The organism is Kitasatospora sp. NPDC051702 (assembly GCF_040681575.1).
Lineage (GTDB): Bacteria > Actinomycetota > Actinomycetes > Streptomycetales > Streptomycetaceae > Kitasatospora.
Genome location: NZ_JBFAZB010000047.1, coordinates 42,497 through 66,120 on the forward strand (window position 1 = coordinate 42,497; position 23,624 = coordinate 66,120).

Below are 23,624 nucleotides of genomic sequence, written 5' to 3' on the forward strand. Positions count from 1 at the left end.
GGCGGCGGCCCGCCGGGCGCGGGCCGCGGTCCGGCCGCCTCACGCGACCGCCTCGGGGTTGCGCGGGGGAGCGGCCAGGTGCTCGCCGATCCGGGCCACCAGGTCGCGCATCTGCTGGCCGACCAGCCCGGCGTCGACGCCCTCGTCGGCGAGCACGGCGAGGTAGGCGCGGGAGGCGGCGGCCATCAGGTAGAAGAACCCGCCGTCCACCTCGATCACCACCAGCCGCATCGAGCCGTCGCCGTGCGGGAACTCCTGCCCCACCGCGCCGGCGAGGCTCTGCAGTCCGGCGCAGGCGGCGGCGAGGCGGTCGGCGGTGTCCGGGTCGGTGCCGTGCTGGGCGATCCGGAGGCCGTCGCCGGACAGCACGACGATGTGGCGGACGCACGGGACGCTGTGCGCCAGATCCCGGAGGATCCAGTCCATGTTGCTGCGGTGCGGAATCACTGCTCGCCTTTCGCTGCCGTCTGTTCGGTGGTCTGACCGGCCGGACCGGCGGACGGTCCGTTGCCGTTGATCCCCTCGGTGAACGCCTCCAGCCAGAGGCCGGGCTGCACCGGCTCCTTGACGGGGCGCGCCGCCGGGTGGGCGGGGCCCGCGGCCGGCCCCGCGGTCGGGCCGACGGGCTGCCCGGTGGTGCGGGCCGGGCCGGGGAAGGCCGCCCGGGTGGTGGGCGGCCGGCGCCGGCGCTGCGGCAACCCGTTGGCGGTGCGCTCGGTCACCACGACCTCGTCGTCCCCGTGGCCGGACCCCGCGCCCGGTCCGGATCCGGGCCCGGACGAGCCGCTCGGAGCCCACGGGTCGGCGGTGCCGAAGGACGACCCGGGGGCGCCGGCCACCGTCGTCCGCGCTCCCCAGGGCCGTTCCGGGGCGGCCGGCCTGGGCGGGTTGGCGGGCAGCGGCCGGGGGCCGGAGAACGCGCCGATGCCGTGTGCGCGCCCGGTCGGCGGCGCGGTGGTGACCAGCTCCTGCGGCACCACCAGGACGATCCGCACGCCGCCGTAGGCCGAGCGGCGGAGCGAGATCTGGAAGCCGTACGCCTGGCAGAGCCGGCCGACCACCGCGAAGCCGAGCCGCGGGGACTCCGTCAGGTCGTCGAGGTCCTTGGAGACCTGGGCCTCGCGCAGGCTGCGTTCGGCGCGGAGCCTGGCCTCGTCGGTGAGGCCGAGGCCGCCGTCCTCGATCTCGATCGCTATGCCGCTCTGCACCTCGGCGGCGCTCAGGTGCACGTGGGTGTGCGGCGGGGAGTACCGGGTGGCGTTGTCGAGCAGTTCGGCGACGGCGTGGATCAGGGGCTCGACGGCCGGGCCGATCACCGACACCTGGGCCACCGGGTGCAGGTCGACCCGCTGGTACTCCAGGATGCGCGACATGCCGCCGCGCAGCACGCTGTACAGGGCGACGGGCCTGGTCCACTGGCGGCCGGGCCGGGCGCCGGAGAGCACGGCGATGCTGTCGGCGAGGCGGCCGGTGAGGGCGTTGCCGTGGTCCAGGCGCAGCAGGTCGTCGAAGACCGCCGGGTCGTTGCCGTGCCGGTCCTCCATCTCGCGCAGGTCCTTGGCCTGGCGGTGGATGATCGCCTGCACCCGGCGGGCGATGTTGACGAAGGCGCGCTCGGCGGAGTCGCGCCGGCTCACCTCGTCGTCGACGGCGGTGATGACGCCGCGGGCCACGGACTCCAGCGCGCCGCGGAACTTCGGGCCGATCGGGGAGTCCGGCTTCCGGTACGGCCGGAGCAGGGTGTCGCTGTCCGTGCCGTACCGCGCGCCGGCCACCAGCCGGGCCAGCCCCTCCCGCGCGAGCAGCACCGCCTCGGCCTCCTGGCCGGCCAGCCGCTGCTGCAACTCGCCGACCTGACGGGCGTGCTGCTCCCGGGCCGCGGCCAGTGCCCGCCCCCGACGGGCCGACTCGGCGGCCACCACCGCCACCAGCACGGTTCCGGTCGCCCCGCACCAGAGCACCGCGGCCCGGGCCCCGGCGGTCACCACCGCCTCGGCGATCCCCACGGCGGCCGCCATCACGGCGGTGGGGAGCAGCCAGCCGAGCAACGGCGCGGCGGGCCGTCTGGCGGGTGATGATCCAGCTCGAAGCATTCGGCATCCTCCAACGATCGGAACGGTGCGGGATACGGGGACGGGGCGGCGTCCGGCGCCGGTGACGTGGTGCTGCAGCATAGCCAAGTTCAGGACATTCCTGATCGAAACTCAGAAATACTGCTGTAGAGCTGACTTGTACCGCCGTGCCGGACATGCCGGACATCTCGCACACCAGTGGCAACAATCGTCGGCGCCGTCCCGGCACCAGGCTTCTCGCCTCGCCCCGTCGATACCGGGAACCCGCCCGGGATTCGCTCATGTGAAGGGATTCTCGGCCAAGTCCCGCCCTGGAAAGTCGAGTTCGTGCTAAGGCGGGCCCGCCTCGTCAACTCCGGCCGCAGCGATCACCCGCGCGGGGGGCGGTGCGGCGGCCGGCGTGTCAGAGCAACGTCTGTTGCCTGGCTGGGCAATGAATGTTGACGTGTCCGGCTCCCGGTGCGTACGGTGCCGGGCATGGCTACGGATGATCTCGGTCGTCACATCGCGGACGACGTGGTGGGGGACGGCGGACTGGACGGGTTGCGGCGGCTGTCGGAGGTGGTGGCGGCCCTGGAGGAGCGCCGGACGGAGGTGGTGGCGGAGCTGCGCCGGGGGAGGTCCGCGACCTGGGAGGAGATCGGGCGGGCCTGCGGGATGACCCGGCAGGGGGCGACCCGGCGGTGGTCCGGCCGGCTGCGGGCACGGTCCTTCGGCGCCGCCGCGGACGCCTACCAGCAGGGCAGGCCCGGCTACCCGCAGGCGCTGGTCGGCTCGGCGGTGCCGCGCGAGGCCCGGCGGGTGCTCGATCTGGGCGCCGGGACGGGCAAGTTGACGCGGCTGCTGGTCGAGGCGGGGCTCGACGTGGTGGCGGTCGAGCCGGACGCGGCGATGCGCGAGCAGCTGGCCGCGGCCGTGCCGAGGGCGGCGGTGCGGGCCGGCTCGGCGGAGCACATCCCGCTGGCGGACGGCAGCGTGGACGCCGTGGTGGTGGCGCAGGCCTGGCACTGGTTCGACCCGGCGGTCGCGGTGCCGGAGATCGCCCGGGTGCTGGCGCCGGGCGGGACGCTGTCCCTGGTGTGGAACGTCCGGGACGAGTCCGAGCCGTGGGCGGCCGAACTCGGTGCGCTGATGCACCGTTCGGCGCGGCAGGAGATCGACACCCGGCCGCTGCTGCCCGCCCCGTTCGGCGCGCCCGAGCGGCTGGAGATCCGCTGGGAGCACGTCACCACGCGGGAGGGGATCGTCGCCATGGTGGCCTCGCGCAGCTACGTCATCGCCCTGCCGGAGGACGAGCGGGCGCGCCTGCTGGCCGACGTCGACCGGCTCCTCGCCACGCACCCCGACCTGGCGGGCCGGGAGGAGATCGCCCTGCCGTACGTGACCCGCTGCACCCGGGTGCGCCGGGACTGATCCGGGCGCCGAGCGCCGGCCCGGCGCGCGCCGCGCCGGGCCGGCGCCCGGTCAGGCCGCGTTGGTGGGGACGGGCCGGGCGACCTTGAGGTGGTAGTCGACCGAGGTGGTGAAGGCGCCGGACCGGCCGCGCAGGGTCAGTTCGTGGCTGCCGGGGTCGAGGGGATCCAGCCGGACCCACAGTCCGCAGGAGTGGGTGTTGACGCTGCCCTCCCCGCTGGTGAACGGGTTGCCCTCCTGCGGGTACATCCGGATCGGCGTGGAGCCGAGCGCCTCGGCGGTCAGCTCGCGCCCGTCCAGGGTGGCGCTGCCCTGTGCGGAGTCCATGAACTCCAGGCAGTCGGACGACTCGCCGAACAGGTTCACCAGCGGGAACGCGATCGGGAGCCCGACCGGGACGTTGCAGGTGCGGGTCACGGCGCCGCCGGTGGTGCCGGCCAGGAACCAGACGTCGTCCCGCTGGCCCTGACCGCACAGGTGGCCGTCCTGGTCGGTGACCGGGTTGCGCTCCTCCGCCACCGAGGTGGCCCAGTCCCACCAGCGGGACTGCAGCTCGGCCGAGGTGAGGGCGTGTACGGCGAGCGGGGTGTGCGGCTCGGGCGACGGCTCGTCGGCGACGGGCGGGGTGCCGGAGGGCGCGGCCCGGTCGGGTGCCGGGGCGGCGGTGCAGGCCGCGGTGAGGGCGAGGGCGCCGACGAGCAGCCCGGCCAGTCGTCTTGCAAGCATGATCGTAAAGCTTAGGGGGTGCCGGGCGACCCCCGGAACGGATTTTCGAGGCTGCCCCGCGGACCGCACCGCAGTCCGTCCCGCGAGCCGCCCTCCCGCCGCCCGGCAGCTGCTCCGCGCCCGCTCCGGCCCCGGAGCGGCCCCGCATCCGGCCCGCTTCCGGGCCGCCTCGCGGCGGTCGACGAATGAAAGTGCGTTCATATGTACATGTATGGTTGATCGGTCGAGAGTCCCGCCCTGCCCGAAGGGTCCTGCTGCCATGCCCGCCACCCTGACCGAGCGCCCCGTACCCCCGCTCGCGCCCACGGCCCCCGCCGCACGGCGCCGCACCCGGGTGCTCTCGCTGCCCGAGGCCCGCTGGGCCGCCGCCGCGGCGGCGCTCTTCCTGGTCGCCCTGCCGCTCCACCTCGCCGGTGCCCCCGCCTGGTCCTGGGGCCCGCTGTACGCGCTCGCCTACGCCGCCGGCGGCTGGGAACCGGCCCGGGCCGGCCTCCTGGCGCTGCGCGAGCGGATCCTCGACGTCGACCTGCTGATGATCGTCGCCGCCCTCGGCGCCGCCGCCGTCGGCGAGGTCACGGACGGCGCCCTGCTGATCGTCATCTTCGCCACCTCCGGCGCACTGGAGGCCCTGGCCACCGCCCGCACCGCCGACTCGGTGCGCGGACTGCTCGACCTCGCCCCGGCCACCGCCACCCGGCTGCTCCCCGACGGCCGGGAGGAGCTCGTCCCCACCGGGGTGCTCGCCGTCGGCGACACCGTGCTGGTCCGGCCCGGGGAGCGGATCGGCGCCGACGGCCGGGTCCTGGACGGCGCGAGCGAGGTCGACCAGGCCACCATCACCGGCGAGCCGCTGCCGGTGGCCAAGGAACCCGGCGACGAGGTGTTCGCGGGCACCCTCAACGGCACCGGCGCCCTGCGGATCCGGGTCGGGCGCGACGCCGCCGACTCGGTGATCGCCCGGATCGTCGCCATGGTCGAGGAGGCCTCCGCGACCAAGGCGCCCACCCAGCTGTTCGTCGAGAAGGTCGAACAGCGCTACTCCCTCGGCATGGTGGCCGCCACCCTCGCCGTCTTCGCCGTCCCGCTGGCCGCCGGAACGGCCCTGACCGACGCGCTGCTGCGCGCGATGACCTTCATGATCGTCGCCTCGCCCTGCGCGGTGGTGCTGGCCACCATGCCCCCGCTGCTCTCCGCCATCGCCAACGCCGGCCGCCACGGCGTCCTGGTGAAGTCCGCCGTGGTGATGGAGCGCCTCGGCCAGGTGGACGCCGTCGCACTCGACAAGACCGGCACCCTGACCGAGGGCACCCCCAGGGTCACCGAACTGCGCCCGCTGGCCGGCTCGGGCCTCGACGAGGACGCCCTGCTGGCGCTGGCCGCGGCCGTCGAGCACCCCAGCGAGCACCCGCTGGCCCGCGCGGTCGTGGCCGCCGCCCGCACCCGGGGTCTGGCGCTCGCGGACGCGGCGGACTTCAGCTCCGTCCCCGGCGTCGGCGTGAGCGCCACCGTCGACGGCCGGGTGGTCGGCGTCGGTGCCCCGGTCCGGCTGCTCGGCGGCCGCGCGGACGGCGCCGCCGGCGAGGCGGCCGCACTGGCCGCCGCCCTGGAGGAGGCCGGCCGCACGGCCGTCCTGGTGGAGGTCGCCGGCGTGCCGGTCGGCGTCCTCGGCACCGCCGACCGGCTGCGCCCGGACGCGGCCGCCACCGTCGCCGCCCTGGCCGGGCTGACCGACGGCACGCCGCTGCTGGTCACCGGGGACAACCCGCGGGCCGCGGCCCGGCTGGCCGCCGAGGCGGGCATCACCGAGGTCCGCGCCGGACTGCTGCCACAGGGGAAGGTCGCGGCCGTCCGGGAGCTGGAGGCCGCCGGCCGCCGGGTGCTGGTGATCGGCGACGGCGTCAACGACGCCCCGGCACTGGCGGCGGCGCACACCGGCGTCGCGATGGGCCGGGCCGGCTCCGACCTCGCCCTGGAGACGGCCGACGCGGTCGTGGTCCGGGACGAGCTCGCCACCGTCCCCGCGGTGATCGAGCTGTCCCGCCGGGCGCGCCGGCTGGTCGTCCAGAACCTCGTGCTCGCCGGCGGGTTCATCACCGCCCTGGTGCTCTGGGACCTGGTCGCGACCCTCCCGCTGCCGCTCGGCGTCCTCGGCCACGAGGGCTCCACCGTGCTGGTCGGGCTCAACGGACTGCGCCTGCTGCGCGAGGCGGCCTGGCCCGGCGACGCCTGAGCCCGGCCCGGCGACCGGCGCCGCTACCTGGAGCGCCCGAGGCCTACCTGCGCCACCTCACCGGGCCCTGACCGGGCTCCGACGCCGGGCGGCCGTCAGCCGTTGCCCAGCTGCGCGGCGCGGGCGACGGACTCGGCCAGGCCCGGCACGTCCGCGCCGCTGTCGTAGTTGGTCCCGCTGTTGTTCCAGTTGTAGCGGTTCTGCGAGCGCGAGTCGGCGTAGTCGTAGATGCAGGGGACGACCCGGAAGTCCGCGTCGAGCAGGAAGACGATCGCCGCGCCGTGGGAGCCGCCGGCGACGTGGAAGTGGTAGCGGCGGTTGAGGACCGGCTCGACGTGCCCGGTGGAGGTGTTGACCCGGATCTGGTTGAGCCTGACCTGCTCCTCCAGGTTGCGGTCGGCGTTGCCGAGGCCCACGCCGTTGGCGTACCGGACGGTGCCGACCATCTGCCAGGTGTCCCGGCGGTCGGCGGCGGTCGAGGCCCGGCGCTGTTCGACGACGGCCGCCGCGTCCTGCTGGGCCTGGGCCTGTGCGGCCCGGGCGGCCTCCCACTCGCCGCGCACGGAGGCCTTGAAGTCCTCCTCGTGCACCTGGGGCTTCGTGCTGATGTTCTTCGCGTCGAGGAAGGTGTAGTAGTCGACCTCGAAGACCTCGGTGCCGTGCTCGGCGAACCACTCCCGGCTCATGGCGAGGAACTTCGGCCCGGCGGCGGCCATCCGCTGGACGGTCTCCCCGGCCCGGGGCCGCCCGTCCTGACGCATCATCCGGGCCACGGCGGTGTTGCCGACGCTGCGCTGGAGGGCGAGCGCGGGCGGTGCGGCGGCCGTGCGGCGGACCGGCGTACGGGCGGCCGCGGACTCCTCCGTCCTGGTGTCGGCGGTCCTGGCGGTGTCTCGGGCCTGCACGGTGGGCTCCTTCGCGGTGGCGGCTCCCCCCACTCATACCCGAAGGACGGGCGGGCCCGGCAGGTCCTCGCGGGCAGCACCGACTGCCCGAACAGGCACGGCGGCCCGCCGCACCGCGGCCCCCCGGCGGCCCCGCACGGTCGGGCGGGGCCGGAACGGCGGCGGTGCCGGCCCCCGTGGCGGGAGCCGGCACCTCGTCGGCGGACGGGACGTCAGGGCAGCGGGATCCGCACGACCTGCGGGTCGTGGTCGCTCAGCTGGCCGCTGAACTCGCTGTTGATGTGCACGATGTCGTAGCTGTAGGCCTTCGCCGCGAGCGCGCCGGAGATGAGGATGTGGTCGAGCACCTGGGAGTTGCCCTCGTACACGTAGGTGTAGCGCTCGGGCAGCGGGAGGGTGCGCGGCAGGTCGGTGAGCGAGCCGCCGGCGGTGAGGATGTCGGCGGTCTGCGAGAACTCGAAGTCGTTGAGGTCGCCGAGCACGATGACCGAGGCGTTCGGGTCCACCGCGAGGATCTGGTCGGTGAAGCCCTTCACCACCGTCGCCTGCTTGTGGCGCTGGGCCTCGGACGGGTGCGCGGGCGGCTGGTAGCGGCCGAAGAGCGGCTGGTCCCCGCCCTTGGAGTTGAAGTGGTTGGCGATCACGAAGACCGGCTTGCCGTTCCACCGGAACTCCCCGGCGAGCGGCTTGCGGCTGGCGTTGAAGGCGGAGTTGGTCGGGTCGATCCGGCCGGGGGAGTAGGCCAGCTGCGGGGTGCCGCCAGCGTTGACCACCGAGTCGGCGGTGGTGGAGCCGGCGCCGGCGCGGTCGGTGAAGCTCAGGCCGCGGTCGGTGCGGAAGAGGAAGACCTGGCGGATGTTGCCGCCGGGCTGGCCGCCGTCCTGGCCGTCCACCGGGTTGATCTGGCGGTAGGAGTAGGCCGGGCCGCCGGCGGCCGTGATCGCGGCGGTGAGCTTGGCGACCGTCTGGTCGGCCGCGGTGACGCCGTCGTCGGTGGCGCCGCTGTTGTCCTGGATCTCCTCGAGGGCGACGAGGTCGGGCGAGCGCAGGTTGGTGACGATGCCCGCCGCCAGGCCGTCGAACTTGCTCTGCGGGTCGGAGGGGGCGAGGTTCTCCACGTTGAAGGTGGCGGCGGCGAGCTGGCCGGCCGCCGGTGCCGCGGTGACCTCGGGGGCGATGCCGCCGGAGGCGACCGTCGGGGTCGCGGTGACCTGCAGTTTGAAGTTGCCGAAGGAGTAGTCGAGGACGCCGACGGTGGCGCCGGTGAGGGTGTCGCCGACGTTGGCGGTGGGGGTGGGCGCCAGCGCGTTGCCGAGGGTGACCCGCTCCGGGTTGCCGTCGGCGGCCTGCAGCAGGATGCCGCCCCGGTTGGTGCGGGTGGTGCTGCCCTGCGGGACGACGGGCAGGTCGCCGTACGTGTTGCTGGGGCCGACGACGGCGGCGTTGTCGATCTCGACCCGCATGCCCTCCAGCGACGCCCAGAAGTCCAGGCCGTCGGTGGTGGGCCGGTAGCCGCCGGCGGTCTCGACGTCCCCGCTGGTGACGCCGGATATCACCGCGGACGGCGGTACCCGCCCGCCGGCGCCGACCAGGGTGGCGGCGGGCAGCGGCGCGTTGTGGGCGACCACGCCGACGGTGGGTGCGGTCAGTTCGGTGATCGACAGGTTGGTGGTGCCACCGGTGCCGCCGGGGCGGTACTGGCTGACGGTGCCGCTCACCGTGACCGAGTCGCCGACGGCGACGGCGGGCGCGCCGGCCGTGTAGACGTAGATCCCCTCGCTGGTGCCCGGGTCGCCGTCGGGCTGCGGGTCCTGGTACCAGAAGCCGCTGGGGCCGACGGCGGTGACCACGCCGGGCACCGAGCTGACGGCGCTGCCGGTGAGCGGGGAGGTGCGGGCGGCGCCCTGGATGTCGTGGATGCGGGTGCCGCCGGTGCCGCCCCCGCCGGTGGAGGCCGCGTTGCGCGGCGCGGGCGAGCCGACGGCGAAGTCGGCCGCGTTGTTGTCGGTGTCGGTGGCGCCGCCGCCGGCGCGCAGGGCGGCCGTGCCGTTGGACAGGGCGCCGGTCGGCGAGCCCTCGGCGGAGCTGACGCCGGACCCGTAGCCGACGAAGTCCCGCACGCCGGCCTGCGTCGCGCAGCCCGAGGAGCAGGTCAGCGCGGTGCCGTTGGTGACCAGCGCGACCTTGCCGGAGGTGGCGGACATCGCGATCGTCCCGGTGGCGTCGGGAGTCGGCAGCGCCGCGCCCGCACCGGCCCCGGCGCCCTCCTGGACCAGGAAGTAGTGCCCGGGCGCGATCGTCCCGGAGAGCGTGGTCCTGGTCCACGAGGAGCCGCTCGCCGAGGCGTACTGGACCGTCCAGCCGGTGACGGAGACCGGCGCGGTGCCGCGGTTGTAGAGCTCGACGAAGTCGTTGGTGTACGGGGCGCCCGAGTTGCCGCCCCCGCCGAACACCTGGCTGATCACCACGTCCGGCGAGGCCGCCTGAGCGACGCCCCCCGGCAGTGCCAGCAGGGCCCCCACCACGGCCGCGGCGGCCGCCCCCGCCATCGCTCGGCGCCGAACTCGCTGGGTTCTCCGCATCGGGCTTCCTCCTGACGGCCGCACGGGCTCGTGACCCGGCGGCATGACCACGGACAAGAAAGGTCGGGCGCTGAGGTTCTAGCAACGCCACCCGATCCCTACCGTGCGCGGAGGGCGACGGCCAGATGTACGGAGGAAGAACGGTTCGCCGGGCGGCAAGTGGGAGGCGGCCCTCCGGTGGGCACCCGGCGGACGCGTTGTCAGTGCCGGGGCCTAGGTTGGGGGTCGTGGGTGAGCGGCGGGTGCAGGCCCGGGTCGCGTTCCCGGTGCCGTCCGGCTCCGGTGCGCCGTCTCCGCAGCCCCGCCCGTGTCCGTCATCTCCGTTGCCCGAAAGGGGACTTCGTCGTGTCCGTTGCCGTGGAAGAGCAGGTCACCTACCTCGAACTGTCCGAGGACGAGGGGGGTGCGCACAAGTTCTACGAGGTGCGGCTCGCCGGCACCACGGTGACCGTCCGCTACGGGCGGATCGGCGACGCAGGGCAGAGCAAGACCACCGGTTACCCGAGCGCCGAGAAGGCGGCCGCCGCGGCGGCCAAGAAGATCGGCGAGAAGGTGCGCAAGGGTTACGCGCCCGCCGTCCAGGGCGTGCGCGAGCGGCGCGGGGTGACCCGCCGGCAGATCGTCAGCAGCCGCTCCACCGCGACCCAGGCGCCGCTGCTGTGGCGCTTCCGCTCCGGCTCGCCCGCCTTCGGCATCTTCGTGGGCGAGGAGCACGCCTGGGTGGGCAACGAGCGCGGCGACGTCTACACGCTCACCCACGACGGCGAGGTCACCGCCCGCTTCGGCCTGCCGGACGGCGTCAAGTGCATCGTCGCCGACGACTGGTGGATCTACGCGGGCTGCGACAACGGCAAGGTCTACGACCTGGGCGGCAAGGTGCCGCGGGTGGCGTACGAGATCGCCGAGGACGTGGACATCTTCTGGCTCGACATCCACGACGGCGTGCTCGGCGTCGCCGACGAGCGCGGCGGCCTCACCACGGTGGACCACGAGGACGAGTTCCAGTGGCGCCGCAACGCCGACGGGAACTCCGGCTGGATGGTGCGCTGCGACGCCGACGGCGTCTACCACGGGCACTCGCGCGGTGTCGCCCGTTACGCCTCCCGCGGCGGGGAGCAGCTCTGGCACACCGCCACCAAGGGCGAGGTGCTGTTCGGCTGGCAGGAGGCCGACTCGGTGTTCGCCGGGACGTCGCGCGGCTGGGTGCACCGGCTGCGCAAGTCCGACGGCGCCGAGACGGCGGCCTACCGCTGCGACGCGGCGGTCTTCTCCTGCGCGGCCTCCCCGGACGGCGAGTACGTCTTCGCCGGGGACAACCACTCCTCCGTCTACTGCTTCGCGGCCGACGGCACCCGGCTCTGGAAGCTCGCCACCGGCTGCGGCTCGGCGTACAGCATGCAGTACCGCGACGGCCGGCTGTACGTCGTCACCACCGACGGCTCGCTGGCCTGCCTGGACGCGAGCGAGCACGCCGTGCGGGCGGCCGAGGGCGGCACCCTGCCGGCCACGGCCGAGGTGCGGGACACGGGCTGGGAGCCGGTGCTGGCGGGCGCCGCCCTGGAGACGGTCACCGTCACGGCCGACGGGCCGGCCGGTGCCGGGGTCGAGGTGGAGTGCGTGCAGGACGGCAACCGGCTGCGGGTGCGGGTGGTGTCGGCGGGTTACGACCGGGCGCGCCGGGTGCAGTTCCCGAAGGACATCCGGGTCCCCGGGGCGCGGTACCTGGTCGCCGAGGTGCGGGAGTCCGCCTCGGGCGGCTTCTACCGGGCGCGCGGGGAGATCAAGCGCCTGCTCTGAGCGCACCCGGCACGCGGGCGGCCGCCGGTGCTCCGGCGGCCGCCCGCGGTGCGCGCGCACCGCTGCCCGCGGCGGCGGATCAGGCCAGGCGCAGCACCAGCTTGCCGGTGTTCTCGCCGCGGAACAGCATCCCGAGGGCCGCCGGGAAGTCGTCCACGCCGCCGTCCAGCACGTGCTCCTTGACCTTGATCCGGCCCGCGCCGATCCAGCCGGCCAGCTCCTTCGCGGCCTCCGGGTACCGGCGGGCGTAGTCGAAGACCACGAACCCCTCCATCCGGGCCCGGCGCACCAGCAGCGACAGGTAGTTGGACGGGCCCTGCACGGCGGTCTCGTTGTTGTACTGGCTGATCGCGCCGCAGACCACCACCCGGGCGTGCATCGCCAGGCGGGTCAGCGCGGCGTCCAGGATCTCGCCGCCGACGTTGTCGAAGTACACGTCGATGCCGTCCGGTGCGTGGGTGCGCAGTGCCTTGCGGACGTCCTCGGCGCGGTAGTCGATCGCCGCGTCGAAGCCCAGTTCCCCGGTGAGCAGCGCGCACTTCTCCGGGCCGCCCGCGATGCCGACGACGCGGCAGCCCTTCACCTTGGCGATCTGCCCGACCATGGTGCCGACGGCCCCGGCGGCACCGGAGACCACCACCGTCTCGCCCTCCTTGAGCGCCCCGACGTCGAGCAGGCCGAAGTAGGCGGTCATGCCGGGCATGCCGAGCGCGCCCAGGTAGGTGGACAGCGGTGCGAGCGCGGGGTCGACCTTCAGGGTGCCGCGGCCGTCCGAGAGCGCGTACTCCTGGACGCCGAAGGTGCCGACCACGTGGTCGCCGACCCGGTACTTCGGGTGCCGCGACTCGACGACCTCGACCACCGACCCGGCGCGCATCACCTCGCCGATCCCGACCGGCGGCAGGTAGGACGGCCGGTCGTCGAGCCAGCCGCGCATGGCCGGGTCGAGTGAGAGGTAGCGGGTGCGGCCGACGAACTCGCCCTCCCCGGCCGTCGGCACGGCCTCGGACCCGTGGGTCCAGTCCTCCGCCCGCACCTCCCCGACCGGCCGGCGGGCAAGGCGGATCTGGCGGTTGACTGCGGTCATGGCATCTCCTGGGCACGCTCGCTGCTGCACTGGCCGCCCGATTCTAAGCAAGCGCTTATTCATCTGACCAGACCCGTCGTCCGCGCTGCCGCCCGTGCCGCTGCCCGGCCGCCGCTCCCGGCCGGTGCGGCCGGGCACCGGTAGTCTGGCCCGCGGGCGGCCCCCGGGCGCGCGGGCCGGCGCCGGACAGGAGAGCAACGAGTGAGCACAGCGCACATCGGCCCCGGCGACTACAGCCGGGTGCCGAACCCGGAGCAGGCCCTCAAGTACGCGATTCAGCACATCGCGGGCGACCGCGTCGAGATCGTCGAGGGAGTCATCACCCCCGTGTCGCCGTCCTGGGCGCATGAGAGCGCCATCGACCTGATCCGCGAGCAGATCGGCCCGCGGATGCGCGAACTGGGTCTGCGCGCCGGCTCCGGCAACCTGGACCTGCCGGGCACGGAGAACTTCTACGTGCCCGACCTGGCCGTGGTCCCGGCCGAACTCGCCAAGTCGGAGGGGGCGTTGCTGCCGGACCAGACCCTGCTGGTGGTCGAGGTCACCTCGCCGTCCAACGCCGACACCGACCGCACCGTGAAACGCCGGCGCTACGCCCAGTTCGGCGCGCCGCTCTACCTGCTGGTCGACCGGCAGGACCGCTCCTGCACCCTGTTCTCCGAGCCCGGCACGCTCGGTTACACCCTGGCCTCCGGCCCGCACCCCTTCGGCACCCGGGTGCGCCTGCCCGCGCCCTTCGAACTCGATTTGGAGACCGGCGAGTTCTGACCGTGCCGGTGTCTGCGCGGCCCCCGGGTCAGCCGTTCGTCCCCGTGCCAGTGCCAGTGCCAGTGCCCGTGCCCGTGCCCGTGCCCGCGTCCGCGTCCGCGTCCGAACCGGCGTCCGCGGGCCGCCAGCCGAGGGCCGGGCCGAGGCGGGTGGCGATGTCGGTGAGGATCTGCCCGTAGTCCGCCCGGTCGAAGGTGAAGGGCAGCGCGAAGGCCACCTCGTCGACCTCCCGGTACCCGGCGTGCTCCTCCAGCCGCTCGGCGATCTCCGCCGACGTCCCGACCAGGTCCGGCGCGAACAGCATCCGGGCCGGTCCCTGCGGGGCGAGCGTGCGCGGGGTGCGGGCCTCGGCGTACGCCCGGTACTTGGCCCGCTGCTCGGGGGTGGCGCCGTCGGTGGGGATGACGACGAGGCCCTGGGAGACCCGGGCGCGATCGCCGTCGGGGTGCGCGGCGCGGAAGGCGTGGATCTGCGCGCGCTGGTTCTCGGCGAAGTCCTCGGACTCCTCGGCCTTCACGACGCTGCTGGTGAGCAGGTTGAGCCCGTGGTCGCCGGCCCAGCGGGCGGAGCGCAGGCTGCCGGCCCCGTACCAGATGCGGGCGGCCAGGCCCGGGGAGTGCGGCTGGACCCGGCGGGAGTAGACCTCGATGCCCTCGGTGCCGACGAAGTCCGAGGCGGGCTCGCCGCGGACCAGCTCCAGCAGCCGCTCGGCGCGGCGGTGCCCGAAGTCCTCGTGTTCGGCGGTGTCGGGGTAGAGCGCGGCCCGGACGTTCTCGAAGTGGGTGGGCGGGCCGATGCTGATCCCGGCGTTGAGGCGGCCGCCGGAGAGGACGTCGACGGTGGCGAGGTCCTCGGCGAGGCGCAGCGGGTTCTCCCAGCCGAGCGGTGTGACGGCGGTGCCGAGTTCGATCCGGCGGGTGCGCTGGGAGGCCGCGGCGAGGACGGCGACGGGCGAGGAGATGCCGTACTGGAGGTGGCGGTGGCGGAGCCAGGCGCTGTCGAAGCCGAGCTGCTCGCCGAGGGTGATCAGGTCGAGGGTGTCCTCGTGGCCCCGGCGCGGGTCGGCCTCGTCGAACAGTCCGATGGTGAGGAAGCCGAGTTTCCGCAGCATGGTGGGTGCTCCGTGTGGTGTGGGGCGGCCCCGCAGGGCCGGGACGGCCGGTACGGGTCGAACGTACGCAGCCGATCGCGCCCCGACAAGATCGCCGGGCACGGTGTCACCCGCCCGCAACACGGTGCAACCCCGGTTCACCCTGACCGCCGTCACGGGCCGGGCGGGGGCTCGGCCCCCGCGCGGGGGCGCGGGGGCCGGCCGGTGGGCTGCCCGGCGTCAGCAGCTGCGCAGCTCGGGGCTCTGGTTGCGGATCTGGTTGTGCAGGGAGGTGAACTCGCGGTAGGCGTCGCCGTCCTCGGTGCCGGGGCGGAAGGCGCCGACGCGGTGGCAGTTGACGAACGCGAGCTTGACGGCGAAGTGCTCCTCCAGGCTGCCCCGGATGGCGTTGCTGGCCAGCGCACGCAGCAGCTGGGCGCGCTCGTGGTCGCTGGGCGTGGTGTTGTCGGTGGTGAACTCGGCGTCGGTGGCGCCGAGTTCGGCGCTGAGCCCGGAGACGACCCGGTAGGCGTACGGGAGCGAGGTGCGGACGATGTCGATGAAGTCGGACTGGTCGACGCTGCCCTGCGCGGCCTGGGCGAGCAGGGTGGGGGAGACGTCGAGGGACATGGGTGATACTCCTCTATCGGAGATGAAAACCATTTCTAACTCGACTGTCCCGGATCCCCTGAGGCCCTGTCAAGCACCCTCCCCCGAAGGACTGACGGGCGCCGGTGCCGGGCGGACCTTGATGACGAACACCGCGATCAGCACCGCGAGCGCCGCGAACACCAGCCCCATCTGGAAGGCGCTGGAGATGCCGTGCACGAGCACCTGCGAGGAGTACGGCGCCGGCAGCCGTCCGGTCGCCCGGAACTCGACGAGCTGCTGCGGGGTGGCCTGGTGGAGGAACGCGCCGAGCTGCTGCCGGGCCTCGTTGCGGCTGGCGGTGCCGAAGACCGTCACCAGGATCGACAGGCCCAGCGAGCCGCCCACCTGCTGGGTGGTGTTGAGCATGCCGGTGGCCGCGCCCGTCTCGTGCGGGGCGACGTGCGAGACGGCGGTCAGCATCACCGGGACGAAGATCGAGCCCATGCCGAGGCCGAACAGCAGGGTCGGGCCGAGGACGCCGCCGACGTACGTGGTGGTGATGCCGGTCTGGGCGGCCCAGACCACCCCGCCCAGCACCAGGAACGAACCCGTGACGAGGAAGGGTTTGGGGCCGTACCGCACCTGGTTGCGGGCCGCGAACTGGGCGGCGGCGATGATCGCCACGCTGATCGGCAGGAAGGCGAAGCCGGCCCGGAGCGGACTGAACCCGAGGATGTCCTGCACGAAGAGGGTCACGAAGAAGAAGATGCTGAACATCGCCGCGGCCACGCAGAGCATCAGCCCGTACGCGCCGGAGCGGTTGCGGTCGCGCAACAGGTGCAGCGGGGTGATCGGCTGCGGGGCCCGCCGCTCGTTGAGCACGAACGCGGCCAGCAGCACCACGGCGAGGCTGAACGACAGGAGCGTCACCGAGTCCGTCCAGCCGTGCTCGGCGGCCCGGATGAACCCGAACACCAGCGAGACCATGCCCACCGTGGCGGTGAAGGCGCCGACCAGGTCGAAGCGGCCGGGGTGCCGTTCGGACTCGTTGATGTAGAGCGGCGCCAGCAGGGCGATCGCGATGCCGATCGGCACGTTGACGAAGAACACCCAGCGCCAGGACAGCCAGGAGGTCAGCATGCCGCCGAGCAGCAGCCCGATGGCGCCGCCAGCGCCGGCGACGGCGGAGAAGACGCCGAAGGCGCGGTTGCGCTCCGGGCCCTCCCGGAAGTTGGTGGCGATCAGGGCCAGCGCGGTCGGCGAGGCGATCGCGCCGCCCAGCCCCTGCAGGGAGCGGGCGGCCAGCAGCCACGCGGAGGACTGTGCGACGCCGGCGAGCAGCGAGGCCAGGGCGAAGACCAGCACGCCGGCGATGAAGACCCGCCGGCGCCCGAGGATGTCTCCGGTCCGCCCGCCGAGCAGCAGCAGTCCGCCGAAGGTCAGGGTGTAGGCGTTGATGACCCAGGACAGGTCGGTGGTGTTGAAGTTCAGTGCCTGCTGGATGTGCGGCAGGGCGATGTTCACGATCGTGATGTCGAGCACGACCATGAGCTGGGTGGCCGCGATGACGGTGAGGGCTATCCCTGGGTGCTGGCCGCGGCGCGCGGGCGCGGGCGGAGCTTGGGCCAGGGCACGCGAGGTGGCCATGGCAGGTCTCCCGGTGGCTGGGGAGCGAACGGTGGCGGGAGGGTGGCGGAAGCGTCCACTACCACGACACTAGCTCCGGGATATAGGGAACACAACCGTTCATTACGGACAGTCGGCGGTTTCCGGACAGCGCGCCGGAGAGGGTGTCGGCGGGCCGGTCCGTCGCGCCGCGGGGCGGCCGTCCTCCCGTTCCCGGGCTGGGATACCGTGCACGGGCATCGGAGATCGACACGGGAGCCTGCCATGAACCGACCGGCCGGGAGTGCCCAGCCGCAACTGCGCCGTCAGCTGGGGCTGTTCGACGCCGTGGTGATCGGGCTGGGCTCGATGATCGGGGCCGGGATCTTCGCCGCACTGGCACCGGCGGCCGGCGCGGCCGGCTCCGGACTCCTGCCGGGGCTGGCCCTCGCGGCCGTGGTCGCCTACGCCAACGCGACCTCCTCGGCGCGACTGGCCGCCCGCTACCCGCAGTCCGGCGGGACGTACGTCTACGGACGGGAGCGGCTCGGCGAGTTCTGGGGCTACCTGGCCGGCTGGGCGTTCGTCGTCGGCAAGACCGCGTCCTGCGCCGCGATGGCGCTGACGGTGGGCGGATACGTCTGGCCGGGGCAGGCGCACGCGGTGGCGGTCGCCGCGGTGGTCGCCCTGACGGCGGTGAACTACGTCGGCGTGCAGAAGTCCGCCTGGTTGACCAGGGGGATCGTCGCGGTCGTGCTGGCGGTGCTCGCCGCCGTCGTGGTGGCGGCGCTGGGCTCGGAGGGCGCGGACGCCACCCGGCTGGAGATCGGCTCCGACGCCTCCGCGCACGGCGTGCTGCAGGCGGCGGGCCTGCTGTTCTTCGCCTTCGCGGGCTACGCGCGGATCGCCACCCTGGGGGAGGAGGTCCGCGATCCGGCGCGCACCATCCCGAGGGCCGTCCCGCTGGCCCTGGGCCTCACCCTCGTCGTCTACGCCCTGGTCGCCGTGGCCGTCCTGGCGGTGCTCGGGCCCGAGCGGCTGGCCGCGGCCGCGGCGCCGCTGTCCGAGGCGGTGCGCGCGGCCGGTGCGGACGGGCTGGTCCCGGTGGTCCGGGCGGGGGCGGCGGTGGCCGCGCTCGGTTCGCTGCTGGCGCTGATCCTCGGGGTCTCCCGGACGGCCTTCGCGATGGCCCGCGACCGGCACCTGCCGCACGTGCTGGCCGCGGTCCACCCCCGCTACCGCGTGCCGCACCGGGCGGAGCTGGCGGTCGGCGCCGTGGTGGCGGTCGCGGCGGCGAGCGCCGACCTGCGCGGGGCGATCGGCTTCTCCTCCTTCGGGGTGCTGGCCTACTACGCCGTCGCGAACGCCTCGGCCTGGACGCTCACCCGGGCCGAGGGCCGCCCGCCGCGGGTCGTCCCCGCGCTCGGCCTGGCGGGCTGCCTGGCGCTGGCCGCCGCCCTGCCGCTCGCCTCGGTGCTCTCCGGCGCGGCCGTGCTGGCCGTCGGCGCGGCCGCCTACGGGTTGCGCCGGGCCGCCACGTCCTGAAGGCCGCCGCGCCGCCCGGGGTGCTCAGCTGTGGTTGACGATCACCGCGATGCCCCAGCCGATCGCGGCGAGCACCACGGCGAAGCAGAGTCCGGCGACGGCGTACCCGAGCACGCCGGCGGTCGGCCGGTCGGTGCCGGGCGCGTCCGGGCGGGGCTGCGGGGCGAGCGCGAGCAGGCCGACCGCGAACAGCGCGGGGAGGCCGGCGCCGGCGAGCAGCCCGACCACGATGATCCGCCAGAGCGCGTCGAGGTTGATCCAGCTGTTCACGAGGCCACCTCGTCCTGCTCGGGTGCCGGGACGACCGATCCGGTCCAGGCGGCGTTGACGTTCTCCGGGGTCACGGCCGGGTGGCGGGAGGCCGCGAAGAAGGCGACCGAGGCCAGGATCAGCACGACGAAGATGGTCACCACGCCCGCCGTGCCGCCGATCCCGTTGGCGACCCAGTAGGCGAGGGCGCCCATCAACCCGGCGGCGGGCAGGGTGAACAGCCAGGCCGTCACCATCCGGCGGGCGATGTGCCAGCGCACCTCCGCGTCCTTCTTGCCGACCCCGGAGCCCAGGATCGACCCGGTGGCCACGTGGGTGGTGGAGAGCGAGTAGCCGAAGTCCGTGGAGGAGAGGATGACGGCCGCCGAGGCCGACTCGCTGGCCATCCCCTGCGGCGCTTCGATCTCCACGAGCCCCTTGCCCAGCGCCCTGATGACCCGCCACCCGCCGATGTAGGTGCCGAGCGAGATCGCCACCGCGCAGGAGGTGATGACCCAGGGCGGGGAGGTCGCACCGGCGTGCAGGGTGCCGTTGGCGATCAGCGCCAGGGTGATGACGCCCATGGTCTTCTGCGCGTCGTTGGTGCCGTGGGCGAGCGAGACCATGCAGGCCGAGCCGACCTGGCCGATCCGGAACCCGTGGGAGCGCGGGCCCTCGGCCACCCGGCGGGTGATCCGGTAGACCAGGAAGGTGCCGAGGGCGGCGATGGCTCCCGCGATGAACGGGGACAGCGCCGCGGGCACGATCACCTTGGCGACCAGCCCCTGCCACTTGACGGCCGAGCCGCCCGCCGCCGCGATGGTCGCGCCCACCACGCCGCCGATCAGCGCGTGCGAGGAACTGGACGGGATCCCGAGGTACCAGGTGGCCAGGTTCCACAGGATGCTGCCGGTCAGGCCCGCCATGACCACGGTGAGGGTGACGTCGCCGCTGTCGACCAGGCCGCTGGCGATGGTCGCCGCCACCGCGGTCGAGAGGAACGCGCCGACCAGGTTGAGCACCGCGGAGACGGCGACCGCCACCCGTGGGCGCAGCGCCCCGGTGACGATCGAGGTGGCCATGGCGTTCCCCGTGTCGTGGAACCCGTTGGTGAAGTCGAATCCCAGCGCGGTGGCAACCACCAGGGCCAGGACCAGGTCGTTGCCGGTCACGGGGTCGAACCCTAGCCGCCGGTGGCCGCCCGTCCGGGTCCGTACTACCCGGGCGCGCCGGGTGTCGCGGCGCGCCATCCGATCGGATGAGTCCCGCGGTGCGGGACGAGGGGTCGGTGCTCCGGCGTGCCGGGCCCGGTCCGGACCGGGAGGACCGGGCAGGGGGCGTGGTCGAGGACGTAGCGGGTGGCGCGGTCGGGGCCGTGCGGGCGGTCGCCGCCGCGGGCGAGGACGAGCAGGTCGGCGCCGACGGCGGCGGCGACGACCTCGCGCTCGACGCGGCCGACGCGCACCCGGGCCGTGCAGGGGCGGCCGAGACGTCTCGCGGCGGCCCTGAGCAGGCCCTCGCCGGAGGCCGCCGCGAGTTCGTCGAGGCGGGAGTCGGGGTCGTACGGGCCCCGGCCGGTCCGGTCCGGGTGTGCCGGCGCTGCGTGCGAGGCGGGTTCGACGGCGTGGAGCAGGACGATCTCGGCCCCGGGCGGGGCGTGGCAGCGCGCCGCGTCGACGCAGGCGGGCCAGGTGCTCGGGGAGATCCAGACGACGACGCTCACGGTGTCACGCTCCGGGGATCGAGGGGGGATCCGGAAAGGAGCCTCACTATGTCACCGCGGCGGGGTGGGGCGGGCCCGGATCGGACGGCGATGGCATCAAGGAATCGTTAGGGGTTGTCACGCGGGCATTGACCCTTCATCTGATCGTCCGTTATAACTTCTAACGAACGCGTGAGTGTCTATCTCCGAGTCGAGCGAAGGGGACCACCGTGTCCGGCATCCGCAGCAACCGCATCCGCGCCGCCCTGATCACCGCCCCGCTCGTGGCCGCTCTGCTCGGCGCCGCCGCGCCGGCCGGGGCCGCCACCGCCCACCGCGCCGCGTCCCTGACCTGCCGCGGCGAGGGCGTCGACCCCGGCGCGCAGGTCCGCTACCGGACCGAGGCCGTGATCCACGCGCCGCTGCGCACCGTCTGGGAGGTGCAGACCGACGTGGCCGACTGGCCGTCCTGGCAGCCCCCGGTGGAGACGGCGCAGCGCCTCGACGGCGGCCCGCTGCGGGCCGGCTCGGCGTTCCGCTGGACGACGCCGGTACCGCCGAACCCCGCGACCCCGGCCACCGAGCTGGTGATCACCTCGACCGTCGAGCAGCTCAGGCCCGGGTCCTGCATCCGCTGGACCGGCCCCGCGGTCGGGGAGGGGCTGCACATCGACGGCGTGCACGTCTGGACCTTCACCCGGGTCGAGGACGGTGTCCTGGTGCGCACCGAGGAGACCCACACCGGGCCTCAGGTCGACGCCGACGTCCCCGTCGCGACCGCGCTCCTGGGCCAGGGGCTGGAGGCCTGGCTGGCGAACCTGAAGGCCACCGCCGAGGTCCGAGCCCAGCACGGGCCCTGCTGAACGCCGCAGTCGAACACCGGCGGACGGACGGTTGGGGCGGAACGGGTTCGTTCACTAACATCGACAGTGTTCCCGGGAGGCGGGAAACGGCTCCGCTCATGACGGGCCGCCCATCGGCGGCCGTGATGAGGGACGTGTCGAGAGGCGGGACCGAAGAAGGTGCGCAGCCATGCCCGCTGAAACCGACGTCGCGCGCCGGTCGGTGGCCGCCGCCCCGGCCCGGTCGCCGGCCGCCCCGCTGCGGCGGCGCGGCGAGGCGCTGGAGAGCGCCATCTTCGAGGCCACGCTCCGGCTGCTCACCGCCGACGGCTACGCCCGGCTCACCATGGAGGGCGTGGCCGCCGCCGCGCAGACCGGCAAGGCCGCCCTCTACCGGCGCTGGCCCTCCAAGGAGGAGCTGGTGAAGGACGCGCTGCGGGCCAGCCTGCCCCCGGCCGGCCCGGCGCCGGACACCGGGGGCCTGCGCGGGGACCTGATGGAGGTCGTGACCAGGCTGCGCGCGGCGATGTTCAGCGAACCGGGCGCGGCCGTGCGCGCGATCATGGGCGAGCTGGACCAGCAGCGGGCCCACGTCTTCCTGGCGATCGTGCTGGAGCGGGTGGTGCAGCCGACCACCGCACTGATCGGCGAGGTGCTGGCCCGGGGTGCGGCCCGGGGCGAGGTCCGCCCCGGGGCCGTCACCCCGCTGGTCACCGACGTGGTGCCGGCGCTGATGCTGTACCGGATCAAGACCTGCGGCGGAACGGCCGTCCGGCTCGATCCGGCGGCGATCGTCGACGAGGTGCTGCTGCCGATCGTCCGCCCCTGACCCGGGTCCCGACCCGCTGCCGGGCCGTCGGGTCCCGCCGGGGGCCCGCTCAGGCCCCGCTGTGCCGGAGCATCTCCTCGCGCTCGACCACCTTGACCCGCTCGCGCCCCTCGGCCGCGCCCAGCGCGCGCTCCTGCGCGTCCAGCAGCTGCCAGCCCTCCCAGGTGGTGAACCGGACGCCCTGCCCGCGCAGGTGGGCGACCACGGCCTCGGGGTCCGGCTCGACGGCGCCGGGCAGGCGGCCGGCCGCGTGGTCGGCCAGCAGGCAGGCCACGGTCTCGTTGGCGTCGCCCTTGGTGTGGCCGATCAGACCGACCGGGCCGCGCTTGATCCAGCCGGTGACGTAGGTGGCCGCGCGGTGCGAGCCGTCGCCGTCCAGGACCCGCCCCGCCTCGTGCGGGACGGTGCCGGACACCGGGTCGAAGGGCAGCTTGGGCAGCTCGTCGGAGTAGTAGCCGACGGCCCGGTAGACGGCCTGGACGTCCCAGTCCCGGAACCGGCCGGTGCCGCGCACGTTGCCGGTGCCGTCCAGTTCGGTGCGCTCGGTGCGCAGGCCGACGACCCGGCCGTCCTCGCCCAGGACCTCCACCGGCGACTCGAAGAAGTGCAGGTGGACGCGGTGCGGGCGGTCGCCGGCGTCGCGGATCGCCCAGTTCTCCAGCGTCGCCGCGACCAGGTCGACGTGCTTGACGGCCCGGCGTTCGGCGATCGAGCCGGCGTCGTACTCGATGTCCTCGGGGTCGACGATCACCTCGATCGTCGGCGAGTGGTCCAGTTCGCGCAGCTCCATCGGGCTGAACTTGGCCTGCGCCGGGCCGCGGCGGCCGAAGACGTGCACCTCGACGGCCCGGTTGCGGCGCAGCCCGGCGTGGACGTTCGGGGGTATCTCGGTCGGCAGCAGCTCGTCGGCGGTCTTGGCGAGGATCCGGGCGACGTCCAGGGCCACGTTGCCGACGCCGAGCACGGCGACCTTCTCGGCCTCCAGCGGCCAGCTCCTCGGCACGTCCGGGTGGCCGTCGTACCAGGAGACGAAGTCGGCGGCGCCGTATGAGCCCTCCAGCCCGATCCCGGGGAGGCCGAGCGCCCGGTCGGCCGTGGCGCCGGTGGCGAACACCACCGCGTCGTAGAACCGGTGCAGGTCGTCGAGGGCGAGGTCGTCCGGGTAGTCGACGTTGCCGAACAGGCGGACCTGCGGCTTGTCGAGCACCTGGTGCAGGGCGGTCACGATGCCCTTGATCCGGGGGTGGTCGGGGGCGACGCCGTAGCGGATCAGCCCGAACGGGGCGGGCATCCGCTCGAACAGGTCGATCGAGACCCCGGGGGCGTGGGCGGCGTCGGACTTCAGCAGGGCGTCGGCGGCGTACACACCGGCAGGGCCGGCGCCGACGATCGCGACCCTGATCGGGCGGGTCATGGTGGGTGGTACCTCCGGTCGGGCGCAGCGGGGAGGCGGACGGGGACGTCCCTGCAGCCAACCCGGCGGGCCCGCGGAGGTGTAGGCGGTGCCGGTCTATGGGGTCATAGAGACGACCTATGGCCGGGGGGCGGGGCGGGGGGGGGGGGGCCGGCCCCCCGCACCCGGCCCGGGCCC

Annotated in this window: 20 protein-coding genes; 7 read left to right on the forward strand and 13 right to left on the reverse strand. The window is 74.5% G+C overall.

Annotation, left to right across the window (positions count from 1 at the left end; translation table 11 throughout):
- Positions 1–39: 39 nt before the first annotated feature.
- Both AB0N04_RS30790 and AB0N04_RS30795 read right to left on the reverse strand, forming a co-directional pair.
- The gene (locus AB0N04_RS30790) at positions 40–426 is read right to left on the reverse strand and encodes a roadblock/LC7 domain-containing protein (protein WP_360215529.1); all 387 of its coding nucleotides are present in this window, start codon (positions 424–426) and stop codon (positions 40–42) included.
- Between the two features lie 17 nt (positions 427–443).
- Positions 444–2,093: an ATP-binding protein gene (locus AB0N04_RS30795; protein ID WP_360215527.1), complete on the reverse strand. Its 1,650-nt coding sequence runs from the start codon at positions 2,091–2,093 to the stop codon at positions 444–446.
- Positions 2,094–2,549: 456 nt separating this feature from the next.
- Between AB0N04_RS30795 and AB0N04_RS30800 the strand changes: the two genes are divergently transcribed.
- The gene (locus AB0N04_RS30800; RefSeq protein ID WP_360215524.1) at positions 2,550–3,485 is read left to right on the forward strand and encodes a class I SAM-dependent methyltransferase; all 936 of its coding nucleotides are present in this window, start codon (positions 2,550–2,552) and stop codon (positions 3,483–3,485) included.
- Positions 3,486–3,536: 51 nt separating this feature from the next.
- On the opposite strand, the gene AB0N04_RS30805 is transcribed toward AB0N04_RS30800, so the two are convergent.
- Complete coding sequence (locus AB0N04_RS30805) at positions 3,537–4,211, reverse strand: signal protein (RefSeq protein WP_360215521.1); 675 nt, start codon at positions 4,209–4,211, stop codon at positions 3,537–3,539.
- A gap of 259 nt (positions 4,212–4,470) precedes the next feature.
- Here AB0N04_RS30805 and AB0N04_RS30810 point away from each other — a divergent pair, with 259 nt between their 5' ends.
- Complete coding sequence (locus AB0N04_RS30810) at positions 4,471–6,441, forward strand: heavy metal translocating P-type ATPase (protein WP_360215518.1); 1,971 nt, start codon at positions 4,471–4,473, stop codon at positions 6,439–6,441.
- A gap of 95 nt (positions 6,442–6,536) precedes the next feature.
- On the opposite strand, the gene AB0N04_RS30815 is transcribed toward AB0N04_RS30810, so the two are convergent.
- Both AB0N04_RS30815 and AB0N04_RS30820 read right to left on the reverse strand, forming a co-directional pair.
- Positions 6,537–7,346: a hypothetical protein gene (locus tag AB0N04_RS30815; protein ID WP_360215515.1), complete on the reverse strand. Its 810-nt coding sequence runs from the start codon at positions 7,344–7,346 to the stop codon at positions 6,537–6,539.
- Between the two features lie 212 nt (positions 7,347–7,558).
- A complete protein-coding gene (locus AB0N04_RS30820; RefSeq protein ID WP_360215512.1) occupies positions 7,559–9,928 on the reverse strand; it encodes a lamin tail domain-containing protein in 2,370 nt (789 codons plus the stop codon).
- A 345-nt stretch (positions 9,929–10,273) separates the two neighbouring features.
- On the opposite strand from AB0N04_RS30820, the gene AB0N04_RS30825 reads away from it, so the two are divergent.
- Positions 10,274–11,725: a WGR domain-containing protein gene (locus AB0N04_RS30825; protein WP_360215510.1), complete on the forward strand. Its 1,452-nt coding sequence runs from the start codon at positions 10,274–10,276 to the stop codon at positions 11,723–11,725.
- A gap of 79 nt (positions 11,726–11,804) precedes the next feature.
- Here AB0N04_RS30825 and AB0N04_RS30830 read toward each other — a convergent pair whose 3' ends face one another.
- A complete protein-coding gene (locus AB0N04_RS30830; protein WP_360215507.1) occupies positions 11,805–12,812 on the reverse strand; it encodes an NADP-dependent oxidoreductase in 1,008 nt (335 codons plus the stop codon).
- 201 nt (positions 12,813–13,013) lie between these two features.
- Here AB0N04_RS30830 and AB0N04_RS30835 point away from each other — a divergent pair, with 201 nt between their 5' ends.
- Positions 13,014–13,580 carry a Uma2 family endonuclease gene (locus AB0N04_RS30835; protein WP_360215504.1) on the forward strand — a complete coding sequence of 189 codons (567 nt, stop codon included), beginning with the start codon at positions 13,014–13,016 and terminating at the stop codon, positions 13,578–13,580.
- A gap of 28 nt (positions 13,581–13,608) precedes the next feature.
- On the opposite strand, the gene AB0N04_RS30840 is transcribed toward AB0N04_RS30835, so the two are convergent.
- The 3 genes from AB0N04_RS30840 to AB0N04_RS30850 all read right to left on the reverse strand — a co-directional run bounded on the left by AB0N04_RS30840 (position 13,609) and on the right by AB0N04_RS30850 (position 16,908).
- Complete coding sequence (locus AB0N04_RS30840; protein WP_360215501.1) at positions 13,609–14,691, reverse strand: LLM class flavin-dependent oxidoreductase; 1,083 nt, start codon at positions 14,689–14,691, stop codon at positions 13,609–13,611.
- A 219-nt stretch (positions 14,692–14,910) separates the two neighbouring features.
- Positions 14,911–15,300: an SCO5389 family protein gene (locus AB0N04_RS30845; RefSeq protein ID WP_360215498.1), complete on the reverse strand. Its 390-nt coding sequence runs from the start codon at positions 15,298–15,300 to the stop codon at positions 14,911–14,913.
- A 69-nt stretch (positions 15,301–15,369) separates the two neighbouring features.
- Complete coding sequence (locus AB0N04_RS30850) at positions 15,370–16,908, reverse strand: MFS transporter (protein ID WP_360215495.1); 1,539 nt, start codon at positions 16,906–16,908, stop codon at positions 15,370–15,372.
- A gap of 243 nt (positions 16,909–17,151) precedes the next feature.
- Here AB0N04_RS30850 and AB0N04_RS30855 point away from each other — a divergent pair, with 243 nt between their 5' ends.
- On the forward strand, positions 17,152–18,411 hold the full coding sequence (locus tag AB0N04_RS30855; RefSeq protein WP_360215492.1) for an amino acid permease: 1,260 nt from the start codon (positions 17,152–17,154) through the stop codon (positions 18,409–18,411).
- Positions 18,412–18,435: 24 nt separating this feature from the next.
- On the opposite strand, the gene AB0N04_RS30860 is transcribed toward AB0N04_RS30855, so the two are convergent.
- Genes AB0N04_RS30860 through AB0N04_RS30870 form a run of 3 tightly spaced genes read right to left on the reverse strand, consistent with a single transcriptional unit; the run spans position 18,436 to position 20,383 of the window.
- The gene (locus tag AB0N04_RS30860) at positions 18,436–18,681 is read right to left on the reverse strand and encodes a hypothetical protein (protein WP_360215489.1); all 246 of its coding nucleotides are present in this window, start codon (positions 18,679–18,681) and stop codon (positions 18,436–18,438) included.
- The gene (locus tag AB0N04_RS30865) at positions 18,678–19,832 is read right to left on the reverse strand and encodes an inorganic phosphate transporter (RefSeq protein ID WP_360215486.1); all 1,155 of its coding nucleotides are present in this window, start codon (positions 19,830–19,832) and stop codon (positions 18,678–18,680) included. The genes AB0N04_RS30860 and AB0N04_RS30865 overlap by 4 nt, the downstream gene beginning before the upstream one ends.
- A 44-nt stretch (positions 19,833–19,876) precedes the next feature.
- Positions 19,877–20,383, reverse strand: a complete 507-nt coding sequence (locus AB0N04_RS30870; protein WP_360215483.1) for a universal stress protein — start codon at positions 20,381–20,383, stop codon at positions 19,877–19,879.
- A gap of 209 nt (positions 20,384–20,592) precedes the next feature.
- On the opposite strand from AB0N04_RS30870, the gene AB0N04_RS30875 reads away from it, so the two are divergent.
- A complete protein-coding gene (locus AB0N04_RS30875; RefSeq protein WP_360215480.1) occupies positions 20,593–21,225 on the forward strand; it encodes an SRPBCC family protein in 633 nt (210 codons plus the stop codon).
- A gap of 169 nt (positions 21,226–21,394) precedes the next feature.
- On the forward strand, positions 21,395–22,033 hold the full coding sequence (locus tag AB0N04_RS30880) for a TetR/AcrR family transcriptional regulator (RefSeq protein ID WP_360215477.1): 639 nt from the start codon (positions 21,395–21,397) through the stop codon (positions 22,031–22,033).
- A 49-nt stretch (positions 22,034–22,082) separates the two neighbouring features.
- Here the strand turns inward: AB0N04_RS30880 and AB0N04_RS30885 are convergent, their stop codons facing one another.
- Positions 22,083–23,447: an FAD-dependent oxidoreductase gene (locus AB0N04_RS30885; protein ID WP_360215474.1), complete on the reverse strand. Its 1,365-nt coding sequence runs from the start codon at positions 23,445–23,447 to the stop codon at positions 22,083–22,085.
- Between the last annotated feature and the right edge of the window lie 177 nt (positions 23,448–23,624).

Excerpts from the sequence above, each read along its gene's own strand:
- AB0N04_RS30800 (WP_360215524.1), top strand. The coding sequence starts at position 2,550 with ATGGCTACGGATGATCTCGGTCGTCACATCGCGGACGACGTGGTGGGG.
- AB0N04_RS30790 (WP_360215529.1), bottom strand. The coding sequence starts at position 426 with ATGGACTGGATCCTCCGGGATCTGGCGCACAGCGTCCCGTGCGTCCGC.
- AB0N04_RS30795 (WP_360215527.1), bottom strand. The coding sequence starts at position 2,093 with ATGCTTCGAGCTGGATCATCACCCGCCAGACGGCCCGCCGCGCCGTTG.
- AB0N04_RS30810 (WP_360215518.1), top strand. The coding sequence starts at position 4,471 with ATGCCCGCCACCCTGACCGAGCGCCCCGTACCCCCGCTCGCGCCCACG.
- AB0N04_RS30830 (WP_360215507.1), bottom strand. The coding sequence starts at position 12,812 with ATGACCGCAGTCAACCGCCAGATCCGCCTTGCCCGCCGGCCGGTCGGG.
- AB0N04_RS30840 (WP_360215501.1), bottom strand. The coding sequence starts at position 14,691 with ATGCTGCGGAAACTCGGCTTCCTCACCATCGGACTGTTCGACGAGGCC.
- AB0N04_RS30845 (WP_360215498.1), bottom strand. The coding sequence starts at position 15,300 with ATGTCCCTCGACGTCTCCCCCACCCTGCTCGCCCAGGCCGCGCAGGGC.
- AB0N04_RS30880 (WP_360215477.1), top strand. The coding sequence starts at position 21,395 with ATGCCCGCTGAAACCGACGTCGCGCGCCGGTCGGTGGCCGCCGCCCCG.
- AB0N04_RS30850 (WP_360215495.1), bottom strand. The coding sequence starts at position 16,908 with ATGGCCACCTCGCGTGCCCTGGCCCAAGCTCCGCCCGCGCCCGCGCGC.
- AB0N04_RS30820 (WP_360215512.1), bottom strand. The coding sequence starts at position 9,928 with ATGCGGAGAACCCAGCGAGTTCGGCGCCGAGCGATGGCGGGGGCGGCC.
- AB0N04_RS30855 (WP_360215492.1), top strand. The coding sequence starts at position 17,152 with ATGAACCGACCGGCCGGGAGTGCCCAGCCGCAACTGCGCCGTCAGCTG.
- AB0N04_RS30885 (WP_360215474.1), bottom strand. The coding sequence starts at position 23,447 with ATGACCCGCCCGATCAGGGTCGCGATCGTCGGCGCCGGCCCTGCCGGT.
- AB0N04_RS30805 (WP_360215521.1), bottom strand. The coding sequence starts at position 4,211 with ATGCTTGCAAGACGACTGGCCGGGCTGCTCGTCGGCGCCCTCGCCCTC.